Below are 15,150 nucleotides of genomic sequence, written 5' to 3'. Positions count from 1 at the left end.
CTGATTGGGGGAGATATTCGATGGCGGGATTCGTGCGGAGCGCCGCTGCGGCGGCCCTGCTGCTGTGGATGACGGGGTTCGGTTTCGCCGCCGATCGCGTCATCGTCATTCTCGATGCCTCCGGCTCGATGTGGGCGCAGATCGACGGCAAGCCCAAGCTCGAAATCGCCCGTCAATCGCTGCGGAACGTGCTGCAATCGGTCCCGGCCGACGAGGAAATCGGCCTCATGGCCTATGGCCATCGCGAGAAGGCCAGTTGCGACGACATCGAACTTATCGTGCCGCCGCAGGCAGGCTCGGCAAGTGCGATCTCAGCCGCGGCCGACAGTCTGAAATTTCAGGGCAAGACGCCGTTGACCGCCGCGGTCAAGCAAGCGGCGGAAGCATTGAAATACACCGAGGACAAGGCGACGGTCGTGCTCATCACCGATGGCATCGAGACATGCAACGGCGATCCCTGTGCGCTCGGCAAGGAACTGGAGGCTGCTGGCGTCGACTTCACCGTCAATGTCGTCGGCTTCGGCCTGACGGCGGCCGAAGGCAAGCAGATCGGTTGCCTCGCCGACAATACCGGCGGCAAATATATCGAAGCGTCGGATGAAAAGGCATTGCAGGACGCCCTCGTCGAGACCGTCGCGCCTCCGCCACCCGCCCCTGAACCGACTCCCGCCCCGCAGCCTGCTCCCCAGCCGGCGCCCGCTCAGCCGGCGGAGTCCAATTTCGTTCCCACCGTCGTGCTTGCCGAGGGTGGCGATCCCGTCACCGACGGCAATGCCTGGGAGATCTACAAGGCGAATTCCGACGGCACGCGCGGCGATCCTGTCACCACCGAATATGGCACCTACAAAGGCAATCTGGAGCCGGGCGACTATATCGTCGTCGCGCGTGCCGGCGAGGCCAGGGCCGAACAGAAGATCACAATAGAGCCTGGCCAGGTCGCCAAACCGCACTTCAACTTGAATGCCGGCACGCTGGTCATCCACCCCAGGCCGAGCGAAGGAGCGGACGTTGATGACGGCGCGGCTGTCGTAATCGGCTATCCCGGCGTCGACACCCCGCCGACCTATTACGGTGACACGAAAGTCGTGCTGCCGGCCGGTGACCAGAAGGTGACGGTCACGATCGGCCAGGGCATGGTTATCGAGACGATCCCGCTTGCCGCCGGCAGGGTCATCGACAAGGACATCATCGTCGGCGTCGGGCGTGTCGTCGCCAACGCCTATTATGCTGCCGGCGGCGACAAGGCCGAGGGTTCGGGCATCGGCTTCAAAGTGCTCCAGGCGAAAAAGAACGTCGACGGAACCAGGCAGGAGGTGACTTATGCCTACGGTCCGGACAGCAAGTTCGATCTGCCGCCCGACGATTATGTAATGGTCGCGACGGTCGACCTTGCGGTGGCCGAGCAGCCGTTCAGCGTCAAGGTTGGCGACCATCAGGATCTGAAGATCGCGATGAACGCCGGCATGCTGACGATAACCGCGCCAGGAGCCTCGAAGATCGAGATATTCGAGGCCAGGAAGGCCATCGACGGAACCCGCAAGTCGGTCGGCTACGCCTATGATCAGAAGTATGAAGCCACCCTGTCGGCCGGTGACTACGCGGTGGTTTCGGAGAAATCGGACAACAGCTCGAAGGAAGGCACGGTAACGGTCAGGGCCGGCGCGCGGGCCGAACTGACGGTTCAATAAATCCAGTGGAGAGCAGCCATTAGCCGCTCTTACTTATTGCCAAAAAAATCACGCCGTACCGAAGGCGCTGGCGCCATGGTCGGCGCGTCCCACTAACTGCCGGAACCCGGCGAAAAGCTCGCGGCCGAAGCCGAATTCATTGCCTATGAGGTCGCTGTCCGCGGGCCGGCGCAGTGCGAAATCGCCGGCTGGCACCAGTACCTCCAGCGTCCCGGCCTCGGCGTCGAGCCTGATGATATCGCCGTCATGGATCCTGGCGATAGGCCCGTCCTCCGCCGCTTCCGGCGTCACGTGGATCGCCGCCGGCACCTTGCCTGAAGCGCCCGACATGCGGCCGTCGGTGACCAGCGCCACATGCTGGCCGCGGTCCTGCAGGATGCCGAGCACGGTGGTCAGCCTGTGCAATTCCGGCATGCCGTTGGCCTTTGGACCCTGGAACCGAATGACGGCGATGAAGTCGCCGGTCAGCGACCCCGCCTTGAACGCCTCGTTCAGGCCTTGCTGGCTGTCGAACACTTTGGCCGGCGCCTCGATGACGCGCCGCTCCGGCTTGACCGCCGATGTCTTGATGACGGCGTGGCCGAGATTGCCCGAAAGCACTTTCAGACCGCCGCTCGGCTGGAACGCCTTCTTGAACGGTGCCAGCACCTTCTCGTCCCCGCTCTCGCGCGGCGAAGCCTCGCGCACGACGCCGCCGTCGGCGCCGAGCCTGGCCTCGACCGCGTAGGGGCGCAGCCCTTCGCCCCACACCGTCTGCACATCCTCGTGCAGGATGCCTGCGTCGAGCAGTTCGCGGATCAGGAAGCCGAGCCCGCCGGCGGCGTGGAAGTGGTTCACATCGGCAAGGCCGTTCGGATAGACTCGCGCCAGCAGCGGCACGGCTTCCGAGATGTCGGAAATATCCTGCCAGGTAATGGCGATGCCGCCCGCCGCCGCCATGGCGATCAGGTGGATGGTGTGGTTGGTCGAACCGCCGGTGGCGTGCAGGCCGACGATACCGTTGACGATCGAGCGCTCGTCGATCATCCGCCCGACCGGCGTGTAGGCGTTGCCGAGCGCGGTGATCGCCAGCGCCCGCTTCGTCGCTTCCCTGGTCAGCGCGTCGCGCAACGGCGTGCCAGGATTGACGAAGGAAGCGCCAGGCGTGTGCAGGCCCATGATCTCCATCAGCATCTGGTTGGAATTGGCGGTACCGTAGAAAGTGCAGGTTCCCGGCCCGTGATAGGATTTTGATTCCGCTTCGAGCAGTTCGGCCCGTCCCGCCTTGCCCTCGGCATAGAGCTGGCGGATCTTGGCTTTTTCGTCGTTCGGAATGCCGGTCGTCATCGGCCCGGCCGGGATGAAGACCGCCGGCAGATGGCCGAAGGTCAGCGCCGCGATCACCAGTCCAGGCACGATCTTGTCGCAGACGCCGAGATAGACGGCGGCATCGAACATGTTGTGCGACAGGCCGATTGCCGCGGCCATGGCGATCACGTCGCGCGAGAACAGCGACAGCTCCATTCCGGGCTGGCCCTGGGTGACGCCGTCGCACATCGCCGGCACGCCGCCGGCCACCTGGGCGATGCCGCCGGCCTCGCGCGCCGCATCCTTGATCAGCCTCGGAAACGTCTCGAAAGGCTGATGCGCCGACAGCATGTCGTTATAGGAGGTGATAATGCCGAGATTCGGCACCCGGTCGCCGCCAAGTGCCACCTTTTCGGAAGGGCTGCAGACGGCAAAGCCGTGGGCCAGGTTGCCGCAGGACAGCACGGCCCGGTTGGCGGTGCGGTTCGAGGCTTCGGCGATGCGGCCGAGATAGGCCTCGCGACCGGGCTTGGAGCGCTCACGGATGCGCTGGGTGATGGCTTCGATATCGCGTCTTGCGGTCATGGCGGTCGGTCCTTTCAGGCGAGGTCCCGCAAACACCTTCCGGCTGTTGCCGGGACCTGCAGCCAAGTTGAGATCAGGGTGCCCAGAAAACCTCTACGGGCTTTTGAGTGGCATCGAGCACGGCGCGAATGGGCTTTCGTGTTCCAGGTCCAAGCGCGGCCTCGAATGCGCTGCGTTTTTCCGCGCCCTCGATATGCAGCGCGATGAAGGCGGCATTGATGATCCGCGCCAGTGACAGCGTCAGCCGTGGCTCGCCGGCGCTTGCCGCATGAACCGGAAGCACGATCCTTTGCGACGACGGATCGAGCAATCGTGCCAGGTTGTCGGCATCCGGAAAGAACGAGGCGGTGTGGCCATCAGTTCCCATGCCGAGCACAACGACGTCGAGTGGCCAGGGCAGCAATTGCAGCGCCTCACTGTCGGAGACCGCTGCACCCTCGATACTTGCCGCGGCGTAGTAGAGCGGCACGAAATTCGCGGCGGCGGCCGCGTTCTGCAGCAGGTTGGCGGCAACCAGGCCGGCATTGGAGCGCGGCGATGAGGGCGGCACGAAGCGCTCGTCGACCAATGTTATCGTCACCTTTTCCCAGGCGATCGGAACGGTCGAAAGCGCCGCGAAGAATTTCGCCGGCGTCGTGCCGCCCGAGACCGCAAGCAGCGCCGTGCCGCGCTCGGCGATCGCCTTTGACAGACGGCCGGCGACGTGGCCGGCAAGCGCTGTCGCCAACTCCTGACGTCCGGCAAATTCGTGCCAGTTGTAGGCGCCGCCTAATTGCTCTCGTGCCATGTCCGCCCGTCGCGTTCGATCAGCGCAATCGAGGCCGAGGGACCCCATGTGCCGGCGGTGTAGCCTTGCGCCTCTTGCCTGCCGCTCTCCCAGGCGTCCTGGATCGGGTCGATCCATTTCCACGCCGCCTCGACCTCGTCGCGGCGCATGAACAGCGTCTGGTTGCCACGGATCACGTCCATGATCAGCCGCTCATAGGCATCGGGGGCGCGGCCGTCGAAGGATTGCGCAAAACTCATGTCGAGCGGAATCTGGCGCAGCCGCATGCCGCCCGGCCCCGGATCCTTGATCATGATGAACTGCTTGACGCCCTCGTCGGGCTGCAGCCTGATGACTAGCTGGTTGGCGGAAATCGGCCCGGCGCTCTCGCCGAAGATCGAATGCGGGATCGGCTTGAATTCGATGACGATCTCCGAAACGCGCGTCGCCAGCCGCTTGCCGGTTCGGAGGTAGAACGGCACGCCCGCCCAGCGCCAGTTGCCGATCTGGGCCTTGAGCGCAACGAAAGTCTCGGTGTTGCTGTTCTTGCCGAGTTCCTCGACATAGCCTTTCACCGGCCCGCCGGCCGAGGCGCCGGCACGATACTGACCGCGCACCGTGTGCTTCGGCGCTTCGTTGCCGTTGATGCGCTTCAGCGCCCGCAGCACCTTGAGCTTTTCGTCACGGACGGCATCGGCGTCCATCGACGACGGCGCCTCCATCGCGACCAGGCAGAGCAGCTGCAGCATGTGGTTCTGCACCATGTCGCGCAATGCGCCGGCCTTGTCGTAATAGGTGACGCGGTCTTCCAGGCCGACAGTCTCGGCCACGGTGATCTGCACATGATCGACATTGGCGGAATTCCAAAGCGGCTCGTAGAGCGCGTTGGCAAAACGCAGCGCCATCAAATTCTGGACCGTCTCCTTGCCGAGATAGTGGTCGATGCGGAAAATCTGGCTTTCATGGAAGTCGTCGCCGACCAGGTCGTTGAGCGCGCGCGCCGAAGCGAGATCGCGGCCAATCGGCTTTTCCAGCACAATGCGCGAATTCGGCGTGATCAGCCCGTGCTCCTTCAGCTTGTGCGAGATGTCGCCGAACAGCGCCGGTGCCACAGCCAGATAGAAAGCGCGGATGTGTTCGCTGTCGCCGATCGCCTTCTTCAGCCTGTCGAAGCCGGCACCTGTGGTTGCATCTGCCGGGATATAGGAGAGCCGCGCGAGGAACGTCTTCAGTTCCGTGGCGTCGATATCCTCCGGTTTCACATGATCGGCAATCGCCTGCCTGGCGAACGACTGGAATTCCTCGTCGGTCATCTTCGAACGCGATGTGCCGATGATGCGCGTCGGCTCGGAAAACTGGTGGTCGCGCTGCCGGTGGTACAGCGACGGCAGAAGCTTACGTTCCGACAGGTCGCCGGTGCCGCCGAAAATGATGAAGTCGAAAGGGTCGACGGGAATGATCTGGCTGGTCATGGTCTGTCCGCTGTGACGCCGGTCGCGATAACGCGGCTGATATAATCTAATCGATTTAAACTTGCCAGTGCCATTGCGTCACATCCGCGTGTGCTCTTGACACCGGCGCTGGCCGGAGGCTTGTCGGCAAGCGATGCTTCCGGAGCCTTCGCAGTTGCAGCATAGAGCCGGATGGCAGCGAAAGCCAAAGGAGAAATCGTCGATGGACGCACATCTTTCGATGGCCTGGCCAAACGCGTCATCGATCGCTTTCAACGATGAGTGAGAAAAGCATGCGCCTCAAAAATAAGGTCGCAATCATCACTGGCGCTGCCTCGGGCTTTGGCGAGGGCATGGCCAGGCGCTTTGCCGAGGAGGGCGCGCGGGTAGTCGTCGCCGATCTGAACGCCAAGGGCGCAGAGCGCGTTGCCGGCGAGATCGGCGAAAAGGCGATCTGGACCCAGACCGACGTCTCGCTGCGGTCCGAATTCGACGACATGGTCAATGCCGCAATGAGCGCCTTCGGCCGCATCGACATCATGGTCAACAACGCGGGTTACACCCATCGCAACGGTGACATGCTGGAAGTCGACGAAGCGACCTTCGACCTGATCACATCAGTCAACATGAAGGCGATCTACCACGCAGCGCTTGCAGTGGTGCCGGTCATGGAACGGCAAGGCGGTGGCGTCATCCTGACGACGGCCTCCACGGCCGGTATCAGGCCGCGGCCTGGCCTCACCTGGTACAATGCATCGAAGGGCTGGGCGATCACCGCGACCAAATCGATGGCTGTGGAACTCGCGCCGAAGAACATCCGCGTCAACTGCCTCTGCCCAGTTGCCGGCGAGACCGGCATGCTCGCGAAATTCATGGGCGCCGACACACCCGAGATCCGCGAGAAGTTCCGCGCGTCGATCCCGCTCGGCCGGCTTTCGACGCCGCTCGACATAGCCAATGCCGCGCTTTGGCTTGCTTCGGACGAAGCGGCTTTCATCACTGGCGTGTCGCTGGAAGTCGACGGCGGACGTTGTATTTGAACGGCCGGGGCCTCCGGCGAAGGACTGGCTGATGGCGAGCGACCCGCAATCGCTCTGCCGGCCCTACGCCCCGGTTTTGACGTAGCTCTTGTAAATCCAGCCGCGCTTGCCGTTGTAGACGATCTGGCACCATTGCTTGCAGCTCATCACCTGCACCGAGGTCTTGGCCGGCACGGTGAGAATGGCGGCTGCATTCTTTTTTGGGCCGGTGCGCATGGTGACGGATCTCAGGATGCGTCCGGTACCGGCAGTATTGGCTCTTCCGGAATTTGCCTTGGTGCTGTTGTCGTCTTCGCTCGAAGTCTGCGTCGGCAGTTGCGGCTTGGGCGTGGGGATGGCGGCGGTCTGCGCGCCATCGGGCCCGCTGTTTTTCGTTGAGCTGCCGGGAGCCGCGACTTTGGCAAACAATGCCGCAGCGTCGGGTTTTGCTGCCGGGTCGGCGAATGCCACCGAAGCAGACGATTTATCGGTCGCCTGCTCGGTCTGGCTTGCCAGCTGGTCGGATGCTGCCGTGGCGGCGGCCGATGCCGTCTTTGGCCCTGTCCAGCGCGGATCGTTGGGAGCCAGCGCTGGTATCTCGGCTTCCGCCGCGGCCACCGCTGGGGAAACCGCATCTGCCTTGCCCGTCGTCCGCGGCGCCGCAGCAACCTTGGCAGGCATGATCTTCGTCGTCTTGACCGGGATGGTCGGAACGATCTGCTCAGGACTTGCGGCCGCTTGTCGCTCATTTGCCGGCAATGCCAGCCACAGTGCCACCGCGGCAACGCCGAGCAGTGCGACCGTGCCAAGCGCGGCTATCACCAGATGCGCGTTCGACCGGACCCCGTGCCAGAACGTCGGCCGCATATCGTAACCGAATTGCATCGCAAGGCGCCGTCGTTCCGGCGCGCCGAAACTGAAGGGCTCTCTCACACTTGCCACCTCCATTTGCGGGCCGATGTTCTTACGACCCATGCCGGAGAGCCGGCATTTCGATCGGCATCGGTCCCAAACCAAAAGCGGGCAGGCCCGCAAAAATTCCCCGTTCAGCTGCCCACGAGCATCATCTTTCGCCCGCGATTGTGGCATCACTGCGCCCTTGGCGGGAATTCTGCGCCCTGGTTAAGGATTCTGCAACGTCTGGTTAGATCCTGTCCCGCAACGCGTACCAGTTGAGCGCAAGGAAGAGCAGTGGCGCGCGCAAACGCCGGCCGCCGGGGAAGGGTGGAATTTTCAGGTCCTCGATCAGCTTCAGCCGGTCGCGGTTGCCGGCGACCGTCTCGGCATAAAGCTTGCCGAAAAAGTTCGACAGCATGACGCCGTGGCCGGAATAGCCGCCGATCGAGGTCACATTGGGCATCACTTCGCGCACGAACGGCTTTCTCGGCACGGTGATGCCGACATAGCCGCCCCAGCCATGAGTGATCTCGACGTCCTTCAGTGCCGGATAGATCTCGGCAATCTGCCGGCGGATGTGGATGTGGATGTCCTTGGGATCGTTGACCGCATAGATCTCGCGCCCGCCAAACAGCAGCCGCCCATCCTTCGATTTGCGGAAATAGCGCACGACGAAGCGCGAATCGTCGACCGCCTCGCCACCCGGCAACACTTTGGAATCGGCTCCCAGCGGCACCGTCGCGCCGATGAACGAGCCGATCGGCATAATATGCGCGGCACTCACCGGTTCGAGCGTGCCGCCATAGGCGTTGACCCCGATCAGGCATTTAGCGGCGGTGATCGTGCCCTTCGGCGTCACAACCCTGACCTTGCCGCCGCCGGAGGTGATGCCGGTCGACGGCGTCTGCTCGAAAAGCTTTGCGCCGGCCTCTGCCGCGACTTTCGCTGTGCCGATCACCAGCTTCAGCGGATGGACATGGCCGGTGCCGGTGTCGCGGGTGCCGCCGAAATAATGCGTCGAGCCGAGCCGCTCGGCAGTCTCCGCGGCATCCATGAATGAGATGTGCGGATAACCGAACCGGTTTGCCATGATCTCGGCATGCGCCTTGTAGTCGTCGACATAGCGCTTCTTGTGCGCCACCGACATCTGGCCGGGCATATAGTCGATCTCGATCTGGTGCATCGCGGCAAAGTCGAGCAGATGCGCCTTGGCCTCTTCGGCAAGGTCGAACAGCGCCTTGGCGCGGGAAAAGCCGTATTCCGCTTCCAGTTCCTCTGCCCAGGCCCGTTGTCCGGTGCCGAGCTGGCCACCATTGCGGCCCGATGCGCCGTCACCGAAACGATGCGTTTCGATAAGCACGACATCCGCGCCTGTCGTGGCGAGATGAGCCGCCGCCGACAGGCCGGTAAAGCCGCCGCCGACAATCACCACATCGCATGTCCGGTCGCCGTCGAGCGCCGGATATTCGGGCCTTGGCCCGGCCGTGTCTTCGTACCAGGAGCGGCCGGGGGAGATTGGGGATTGGTAAGTCATGATGCTCGGCTAGGGCAGTAGGGCAGTAGGGCAGTAGGGCAGTAGGGCAGTAGGGCAGTAGGGCAGTAGGTGTCTATTCAGCCGACAGCTTGCGGATCAGAAGCTGCAAGAGCTTTCCTACGCTCTCGCTATGGGGCATCAATGACTCGACCGCCTCGCGAGAGGTAATTCCAACCCTTTGCGCGATTAAAAGGTGTGTCTCCAGTTCCTTGAGTGATCCCTGGGCGATCCTGAGAAACTGCTGGTAGGAAGCTCGGCTTTCTCGGCCGTAACCCTCGGCGATGTTGGCGGGCACCGACGTTGCTGCCCGACGCACCTGACCCGTCAGCCCGTAGATCTCGTCTTTCGGCCAAGTCCTTGTCACCTGGTAGACTGCAACTGTTAGGTCCATGGCTTGCTGCCAAACGATCAGATCCCTGTACGATGCGATCTTGTCCGTCATCCTTGCCCTACTGCCCTACTGCCATATTGCCCTACTCCCCTACTCCCCTACTCCCCTACTCCCCTACTACACATTCAGCAGCAAATACTCCCTCTCCCACGGGCTGATCACTTCCATGAAGGTTTCGAATTCCGCTCGCTTGATCGCCGCATAGGTGGCGGCAAATGACTTGCCGAGCAGCGCGCCGAGTTCTTCGTCTGCCTCGAACAGGTCGACGGCTTCGAGCAGGCTGCGCGGCAGGTCGATCTGGTCCTCGTTGGCGGTCGTCAGAACCGGCGGCTCGGCCTTGATCTTGTTGGTCATGCCGATCAGTCCGCAGGCAAGCGATGCCGCCAGCGCCAGATAGGGGTTGGCATCGGAGGAGGGAATGCGGTTTTCGACGCGCCGCGCAGCCGGGTCGGAGCGGGGCACGCGGAAGGCGGTGGTGCGGTTGTCGTAGCCCCATTTGTTGTTGACCGGCGCCGAGGCCGACTGCGTCAGCCGCCGGTAGGAATTGACGTAGGGCGCAAACATCACCAGCGCGTTCGGCACATGTTTCTGCATGCCGCCGATGAAATGGAAGAAGGCCTCGGTCTCCGAGCCGTCCTCCGCCGAAAAGACGTTCTTGCCGGTCTTCTTGTCGATGATCGACTGATGGATATGCATGGCCGAACCGGGCTGCCCTTGGATCGGCTTGGCCATAAACGTGGCGTAGATCTCGTGCTTGAGCGCCGCCTCGCGGATGGTTCGCTTGAACATGAACACCTGGTCGGCGAGCTCGATCGGATCGCCGTGACGCAGATTGATTTCGAGCTGACCGGCGCCCTCCTCGTGGATCAGCGTGTCGATCTCCAGGCCCTGGCTTTCGGAGAAATGGTAGATGTCGTCGATCAATTCGTCGAATTCGTTAACCCCGGCGATCGAATAGCCGGCGCCGCCGCCGATCGGCCGCCCCGATCGACCTACCGGCGGGGTCAGCGGATAGTCCGGATCGGGGTTCTTGCGCACCAGGTAGAACTCGATCTCGGGTGCCACGACCGGCCTCAGTCCACGCTTGTCATAGGCGGCAAGCACGCGCTTCAGCACGTTGCGCGGCGTGAACTCGACCGAGCGGCCGTCCTGGTGGACGAGGTCGCAGATAACCGCCGCGGTAGGGTCCTCCTCCCACGGCACCACCGTCAGCGTCGAGAGGTCAGGCATCAGCTTGAGGTCGCCGTCGTCCTCCGGATAGTGGAAGCCGTTGCCGTCCTCCGGATAGCCGCCGGAAATCGTCGTCATGAACACCGCCGAAGGCAGCGCCAGCGAGGTGTTGGAGGTGAACTTCTTCGATGGCATCATCTTGCCGCGCGCAACCCCGGCCTGGTCGGGTGTGATGCATTCGATATCTTCGATGCCGCGCCATTCCAGCCAGGCGCTGACTTCCTTCCAGTTCTTGACGCCACGTTGGTTTTTCACGAAGGCAGGCGTGCGGGCGCGTCCTCCGCGGCTCGACGGACGGACTTCCTTTTTTGCAGGCGGCATCAATCACCAGATTTGTTGCAGATTGTGGAGTATAGCCGTTGCCGGCGACGAAAGGGAAGGGGAGCCGGCTGGCGTCCGCCTCGACTAGCCGGGGAAACACAACGACTTCCGGATAAAAACATCCTGGTCTAGGGTCGGCGTCCCGCAACGCCGCAATTGAAGACGTCGAATGCAACACAGCCGCAAACTGACAACGATCGGCTTCGATGCCGACGACACGCTGTGGCAGAACGAACAGTTCTTCCGCATGACCGAGCAGCGCCTCTCCGCGCTGCTCGCCGACCACGCCGAGGAGGATCGGATTTCGGCAAGATTGCTGGAGGCCGAGAAGCGCAACCTCGCGGTCTACGGCTTCGGCATCAAGGGATTTACGCTGTCGATGATCGAGACGGCGATCGAGGTCACCGAAGGCCAGGTGCCTGCCTCAACCATTGCTGAAATTCTCGCCGCGGGCCGCGAGATGCTCAGCCATCCGATCGAGCCGCTTCCGCATGCGCGCGAGACCGTGGAAAAGCTGGGCGGCGCTTACCGCCTGGTGCTGATCACCAAGGGCGACCTGTTCGACCAGGAACGCAAGCTGGCGCAATCCGGCCTGGGCGAGCTGTTCCATGCGGTCGAAATCGTCAGCGACAAGAGCGCGGCCACCTATAGCCGCATCTTCAGCCGCCACGGCGACGGCCCGGAAAAGGGCATGATGGTCGGCAACTCGCTCAAATCGGACGTCGTGCCGGCCATCGAAGCCGGCAGTTGGGGCATCCACGTTCCGCATGAGCTGACCTGGGTGCTGGAACATGTCGAGCCGCCGGTCTCGGCACCACGCTTTCGCCAGATAGCCAATCTCGGTGAATTGCCGGGCTTGATCGAGCGTATCGGCGAGATTGATTGATCAGGTCTGCAGTCGAGGCATAGCGGTCGGCGTCAATTGCGGCTAATCGCGATCAGCCGGTCGATCACCGGCTGCAGCCGTTCGGTGGTGATCGGCTTGACGACCACTGCATCGACGACGCTGGACAAGCCCAGGCTCTCCGGAGTGCCGGTCTTGACTGAAAGCAGGATCACCGACGGAAGCGATCTGCCTGACGCCCTTCGCAGTGCATCGATACCCGACAGCAAGGCGTCGCAGTCCCCGTTCTCCGCACCGCCGTCGAGAACGACAGTCCCGGGAATCAGCGTGTGCAAGGCCTTTGCCGCGGTTTCGGGAGTTTCCGAGATCGGTTTGAGGCCGGACCGCTCCACGATCTTTGAAACCACGACGCGGTTGATCGGTGATTTTCCGACCACCAGCACCCGAGAAAAATCCGGGAGCATCCGCGTCTCCATGTTCCGGCTAACGAAAGGCAGCTGTTTTGCAGTCTCGATATCGCGATTCGCTGGGCACATGGCGGGGCAGGCCGTTGTTCAATGTTTCAATGCAGGGTTGAAACTCGAGAGGTAATTGGCGTGAGATCACTGCTCATGTCAAGCTCAAATGGCATATCAGGAGAATATCGCAAGAAACATTAAAATTAAAATTAAGTGCTTTTCTTTGCCGCCGCCCGAAGGAGAAGTTGCCACCACAACCGGGCAGGCTTCAGCGAAGTTTGGCTTTGCGGCGCGTACGCACCAACTCGCAGCCATAGCCGGGTTGAAAGGTTGGATGAAGGCGAGGCAGGTCTGTCGCGAGCTTGTCGTATCGCCTCGCCGGACTACCCTTCCTCGTTGGCTAGGCACGTCTCTTTGATCGGCGGGAGATGACAATGGAACTCGTGACTCACAAGAAATTCAAAAACGGCCGGTTGATGCCATGGGGAAAGGGTACGGTCGTTACCGGCGCAAAGGGATTTGTCTACCTTTCCGGAAACACCGCGACCGCCGAGGACTACGATCCGATCGGCAAAAGCGGCGGCGGCGCCGTCGGCGATGCGGCCGCGCAGTGGCGCGCAATTCTCACCAACATCAAATTAGATCTGGAAGAGCTTGGCACTGAGCTCGAGCATCTCATCCGGCTGACCTTCTTTGTTAAGGGGCCATTTCCCGATGGCGGCGTGCTGAGCTCCCCCAATTTTCGCCTGGACGTCTTGGACGAATTCTTTGCCGTGCACTGCCCGAAGCACTGCAGCTACAACAACCCGCCGCCGTCGGAAGTTATTGGCGTTGCAGCGCTTGCGCAGCCTGATCTTGTCATTGAAATCGTTGCACTAGCAGCTCTGCCGGACTAGGCAGAGCCGCGGCGTGCGAGGTGCAATAGCATGCGTTCAAAAAGGCGCGGTGCGATAGAGTTTATCAGTCGTGGCTCCGCTGCGTGACGATGACCGGGATCAGCAGATCGCCCCAGTTGCCGTCGCCGCCATGGTGCCGTGCCGAGCGCACCAGTTCGACCGAGACGCCGGCCTCGACCGCCTTCATCACCGACTGATTGAGCCTGTGCAGATCGTTCGCCAGCATTCGGATGGTCGCCTGCTGGTCGACATTCATGCTGGTGGCCTGCTCTTCGGCCCGTTCCTTGACGCGGCTTATCGATGCCATTGGTCTTCTCCCTGTGTTGCCATGTCTGTTGTATTGCCATGCCCGTTTGAGCGTTCCCTCGGTCTGTCTGCTATTCCGCTATTCCGCCGCCGGCCTGAATTGGGCGTGCTCGGTCGATCCATGCATGGCCGTGGTCGAAGACTGGCCACCGGTGATCGCCATCGAGACGGCGTCGAAATAGCCGGTGCCGACCTCGCGTTGGTGCTTGGTGGCGGTGTAGCCATTGGCTTCCGCGGCGAATTCCGCCTCCTGCAGTTCCGAATAGGCGGCCATCTGCCGCTCCTTGTAGCCGCGGGCGAGCTCGAACATGCCGAAATTGAGCTGGTGGAAACCGGCCAGCGTAATGAACTGGAACTTGTAACCCATGGCGCCGAGTTCCTTCTGGAACCTCGCAATCGTCGCGTCGTCGAGATTCTTCTTCCAGTTGAAAGACGGCGAGCAATTATAGGCAAGCAGCTTGCCTGGATGATGCTTGCGCACACCCTCGGCAAACGTCCTGGCCTGCGCCAGATCGGGCTTGGAGGTCTCGCACCAGATCAGGTCCGCATAGGGCGCATAGGCGATGGCGCGGGCGATGCAGGGCTCGATGCCGTTGCTGACATGGTAGAAGCCCTCCGCCGTGCGGCCGGCGCCATAATCGACGAAGGGCCGGTCGCGTTCGTCGATGTCGGAGGTCAAGAGCTTTGCCGCTTCAGCGTCGGTGCGCGCCACGACCAGCGTCGGCGTTCCCATGACGTCGGCGGCAAGCCGCGCGGCGTTGAGGTTGCGGATGTGTGCGGCGGTCGGGATCAGTACCTTGCCGCCGAGATGGCCGCATTTCTTCTCCGAAGCCAGCTGGTCCTCGTAATGGACACCGGCCGCACCCGCCTCGATGAATGCCTTCATGATCTCGAAGGCGTTGAGCGGCCCGCCGAAGCCGGCTTCGGCATCGGCGACGATCGGCGCGAACCAGGTGTCGACCGACAGCCCCTTGCCTTCCGAAGTCTCGATCTGGTCGGCGCGCTGTAAGGTTCGGTTGATGCGCTTGACCAGCTCGGGCGCCGCATTGGCGGGATAGAGCGACTGGTCCGGGTACATGGCGGAAGCGGTGTTGGCATCGGCGGCGACCTGCCATCCCGACAGATAGATCGCTTTCAGCCCCGCCCGCACCTGCTGCATCGCCTGGTTGCCCGACATGGCACCCAGCGCGTTGACGAAATCTTCTTCATGGATGAGCTGCCACAGCCGGTTTGCCCCCATTTCGGCGAGGCTCTGCCGGATCTGCACCGAGCCGCGCAGCCGCTTCACCTCCTCCGGCGAATAGGGCCGTTCGATGCCATCAAAGCGGCCTTGCGGCGCCGACGGGACAAGGTTGTAAAAGTCGGTCATTGGTCACTCCAGGCGGTTTTGATGCCGGTTTTCGGAAGGCGTCGCAGAGGAAAAATGCGTGCGCCATGTGTGACATCATTTACATGCCGGCACGACGCAAGCGAGGTA

14 protein-coding genes are annotated in these 15,150 nt (G+C 62.4%); 4 read left to right on the top strand and 10 right to left on the bottom strand.

What is annotated here, in order from left to right; genetic code table 11:
* Positions 1 to 20 precede the first annotated feature (20 nt).
* Positions 21 to 1,688: a vWA domain-containing protein gene (locus tag NKH30_RS24140; protein ID WP_352819607.1), complete on the top strand. Its 1,668-nt coding sequence runs from the start codon at positions 21 to 23 to the stop codon at positions 1,686 to 1,688.
* Between the two features lie 48 nt (positions 1,689 to 1,736).
* Here NKH30_RS24140 and edd read toward each other — a convergent pair whose 3' ends face one another.
* The 3 genes from edd to zwf form a co-directional block, all read right to left on the bottom strand.
* Entirely contained in the window at positions 1,737 to 3,560 is a 1,824-nt protein-coding gene (edd, locus tag NKH30_RS24135) for a phosphogluconate dehydratase (protein WP_352819609.1), read from the bottom strand.
* 73 nt (positions 3,561 to 3,633) lie between these two features.
* On the bottom strand, positions 3,634 to 4,347 hold the full coding sequence (gene pgl / locus NKH30_RS24130) for a 6-phosphogluconolactonase (protein WP_352768101.1): 714 nt from the start codon (positions 4,345 to 4,347) through the stop codon (positions 3,634 to 3,636).
* Positions 4,329 to 5,798 carry a glucose-6-phosphate dehydrogenase gene (zwf, locus tag NKH30_RS24125; RefSeq protein ID WP_352819611.1) on the bottom strand — a complete coding sequence of 490 codons (1,470 nt, stop codon included), beginning with the start codon at positions 5,796 to 5,798 and terminating at the stop codon, positions 4,329 to 4,331. The genes pgl and zwf overlap by 19 nt, the downstream gene beginning before the upstream one ends.
* A gap of 272 nt (positions 5,799 to 6,070) precedes the next feature.
* Between zwf and NKH30_RS24120 the strand changes: the two genes are divergently transcribed.
* Positions 6,071 to 6,817 carry an SDR family oxidoreductase gene (locus NKH30_RS24120; RefSeq protein WP_352819613.1) on the top strand — a complete coding sequence of 249 codons (747 nt, stop codon included), beginning with the start codon at positions 6,071 to 6,073 and terminating at the stop codon, positions 6,815 to 6,817.
* 63 nt (positions 6,818 to 6,880) lie between these two features.
* Here the strand turns inward: NKH30_RS24120 and NKH30_RS24115 are convergent, their stop codons facing one another.
* The 4 genes from NKH30_RS24115 to NKH30_RS24100 form a co-directional block, all read right to left on the bottom strand.
* Positions 6,881 to 7,681: an SH3 domain-containing protein gene (locus NKH30_RS24115; protein ID WP_352616656.1), complete on the bottom strand. Its 801-nt coding sequence runs from the start codon at positions 7,679 to 7,681 to the stop codon at positions 6,881 to 6,883.
* Between the two features lie 259 nt (positions 7,682 to 7,940).
* Positions 7,941 to 9,227 (bottom strand): NAD(P)/FAD-dependent oxidoreductase, encoded by a 1,287-nt coding sequence (locus NKH30_RS24110; RefSeq protein ID WP_352472715.1) that lies wholly within the window; start codon positions 9,225 to 9,227, stop codon positions 7,941 to 7,943.
* A 73-nt stretch (positions 9,228 to 9,300) separates the two neighbouring features.
* Entirely contained in the window at positions 9,301 to 9,669 is a 369-nt protein-coding gene (locus NKH30_RS24105; RefSeq protein WP_352997351.1) for a four helix bundle protein, read from the bottom strand.
* A 66-nt stretch (positions 9,670 to 9,735) separates the two neighbouring features.
* Positions 9,736 to 11,169 (bottom strand): glutamine synthetase family protein, encoded by a 1,434-nt coding sequence (locus NKH30_RS24100; RefSeq protein ID WP_352457076.1) that lies wholly within the window; start codon positions 11,167 to 11,169, stop codon positions 9,736 to 9,738.
* Between the two features lie 169 nt (positions 11,170 to 11,338).
* Here NKH30_RS24100 and NKH30_RS24095 point away from each other — a divergent pair, with 169 nt between their 5' ends.
* Positions 11,339 to 12,055, top strand: coding sequence for an HAD family hydrolase (locus NKH30_RS24095; protein WP_352773936.1), 717 nt, complete (start codon positions 11,339 to 11,341; stop codon positions 12,053 to 12,055).
* Between the two features lie 32 nt (positions 12,056 to 12,087).
* Here the strand turns inward: NKH30_RS24095 and NKH30_RS24090 are convergent, their stop codons facing one another.
* Entirely contained in the window at positions 12,088 to 12,477 is a 390-nt protein-coding gene (locus tag NKH30_RS24090; protein WP_352819358.1) for an ANTAR domain-containing protein, read from the bottom strand.
* Between the two features lie 428 nt (positions 12,478 to 12,905).
* Between NKH30_RS24090 and NKH30_RS24085 the strand changes: the two genes are divergently transcribed.
* Positions 12,906 to 13,367, top strand: coding sequence for a RidA family protein (locus NKH30_RS24085; RefSeq protein WP_352997349.1), 462 nt, complete (start codon positions 12,906 to 12,908; stop codon positions 13,365 to 13,367).
* A 64-nt stretch (positions 13,368 to 13,431) separates the two neighbouring features.
* Here NKH30_RS24085 and NKH30_RS24080 read toward each other — a convergent pair whose 3' ends face one another.
* Together NKH30_RS24080 and aceA are read right to left on the bottom strand one after the other, a co-directional pair.
* Complete coding sequence (locus NKH30_RS24080; RefSeq protein WP_023719402.1) at positions 13,432 to 13,674, bottom strand: SMc00767 family acetate metabolism repressor; 243 nt, start codon at positions 13,672 to 13,674, stop codon at positions 13,432 to 13,434.
* A gap of 78 nt (positions 13,675 to 13,752) precedes the next feature.
* Positions 13,753 to 15,042: an isocitrate lyase gene (gene aceA / locus NKH30_RS24075; protein ID WP_352773942.1), complete on the bottom strand. Its 1,290-nt coding sequence runs from the start codon at positions 15,040 to 15,042 to the stop codon at positions 13,753 to 13,755.
* Positions 15,043 to 15,150 lie beyond the last annotated feature (108 nt).

This window comes from Mesorhizobium sp. M1273 (genome assembly GCF_040318195.1).
Lineage (GTDB): Bacteria > Pseudomonadota > Alphaproteobacteria > Rhizobiales > Rhizobiaceae > Mesorhizobium.
This window is presented reverse-complemented; position numbering and strand designations above follow the sequence as displayed.

Coding starts and splice junctions, on each gene's coding strand:
- NKH30_RS24140 (WP_352819607.1), top strand. CDS start 21: ATGGCGGGATTCGTGCGGAGCGCCGCTGCGGCGGCCCTGCTGCTGTGG.
- edd (WP_352819609.1), bottom strand. CDS start 3,560: ATGACCGCAAGACGCGATATCGAAGCCATCACCCAGCGCATCCGTGAG.
- pgl (WP_352768101.1), bottom strand. CDS start 4,347: ATGGCACGAGAGCAATTAGGCGGCGCCTACAACTGGCACGAATTTGCC.
- zwf (WP_352819611.1), bottom strand. CDS start 5,798: ATGACCAGCCAGATCATTCCCGTCGACCCTTTCGACTTCATCATTTTC.
- NKH30_RS24120 (WP_352819613.1), top strand. CDS start 6,071: ATGCGCCTCAAAAATAAGGTCGCAATCATCACTGGCGCTGCCTCGGGC.
- NKH30_RS24115 (WP_352616656.1), bottom strand. CDS start 7,681: ATGCAATTCGGTTACGATATGCGGCCGACGTTCTGGCACGGGGTCCGG.
- NKH30_RS24110 (WP_352472715.1), bottom strand. CDS start 9,227: ATGACTTACCAATCCCCAATCTCCCCCGGCCGCTCCTGGTACGAAGAC.
- NKH30_RS24105 (WP_352997351.1), bottom strand. CDS start 9,669: ATGACGGACAAGATCGCATCGTACAGGGATCTGATCGTTTGGCAGCAA.
- NKH30_RS24100 (WP_352457076.1), bottom strand. CDS start 11,169: ATGCCGCCTGCAAAAAAGGAAGTCCGTCCGTCGAGCCGCGGAGGACGC.
- NKH30_RS24095 (WP_352773936.1), top strand. CDS start 11,339: ATGCAACACAGCCGCAAACTGACAACGATCGGCTTCGATGCCGACGAC.
- NKH30_RS24090 (WP_352819358.1), bottom strand. CDS start 12,477: ATGCTCCCGGATTTTTCTCGGGTGCTGGTGGTCGGAAAATCACCGATC.
- NKH30_RS24085 (WP_352997349.1), top strand. CDS start 12,906: ATGGAACTCGTGACTCACAAGAAATTCAAAAACGGCCGGTTGATGCCA.
- NKH30_RS24080 (WP_023719402.1), bottom strand. CDS start 13,674: ATGGCATCGATAAGCCGCGTCAAGGAACGGGCCGAAGAGCAGGCCACC.
- aceA (WP_352773942.1), bottom strand. CDS start 15,042: ATGACCGACTTTTACAACCTTGTCCCGTCGGCGCCGCAAGGCCGCTTT.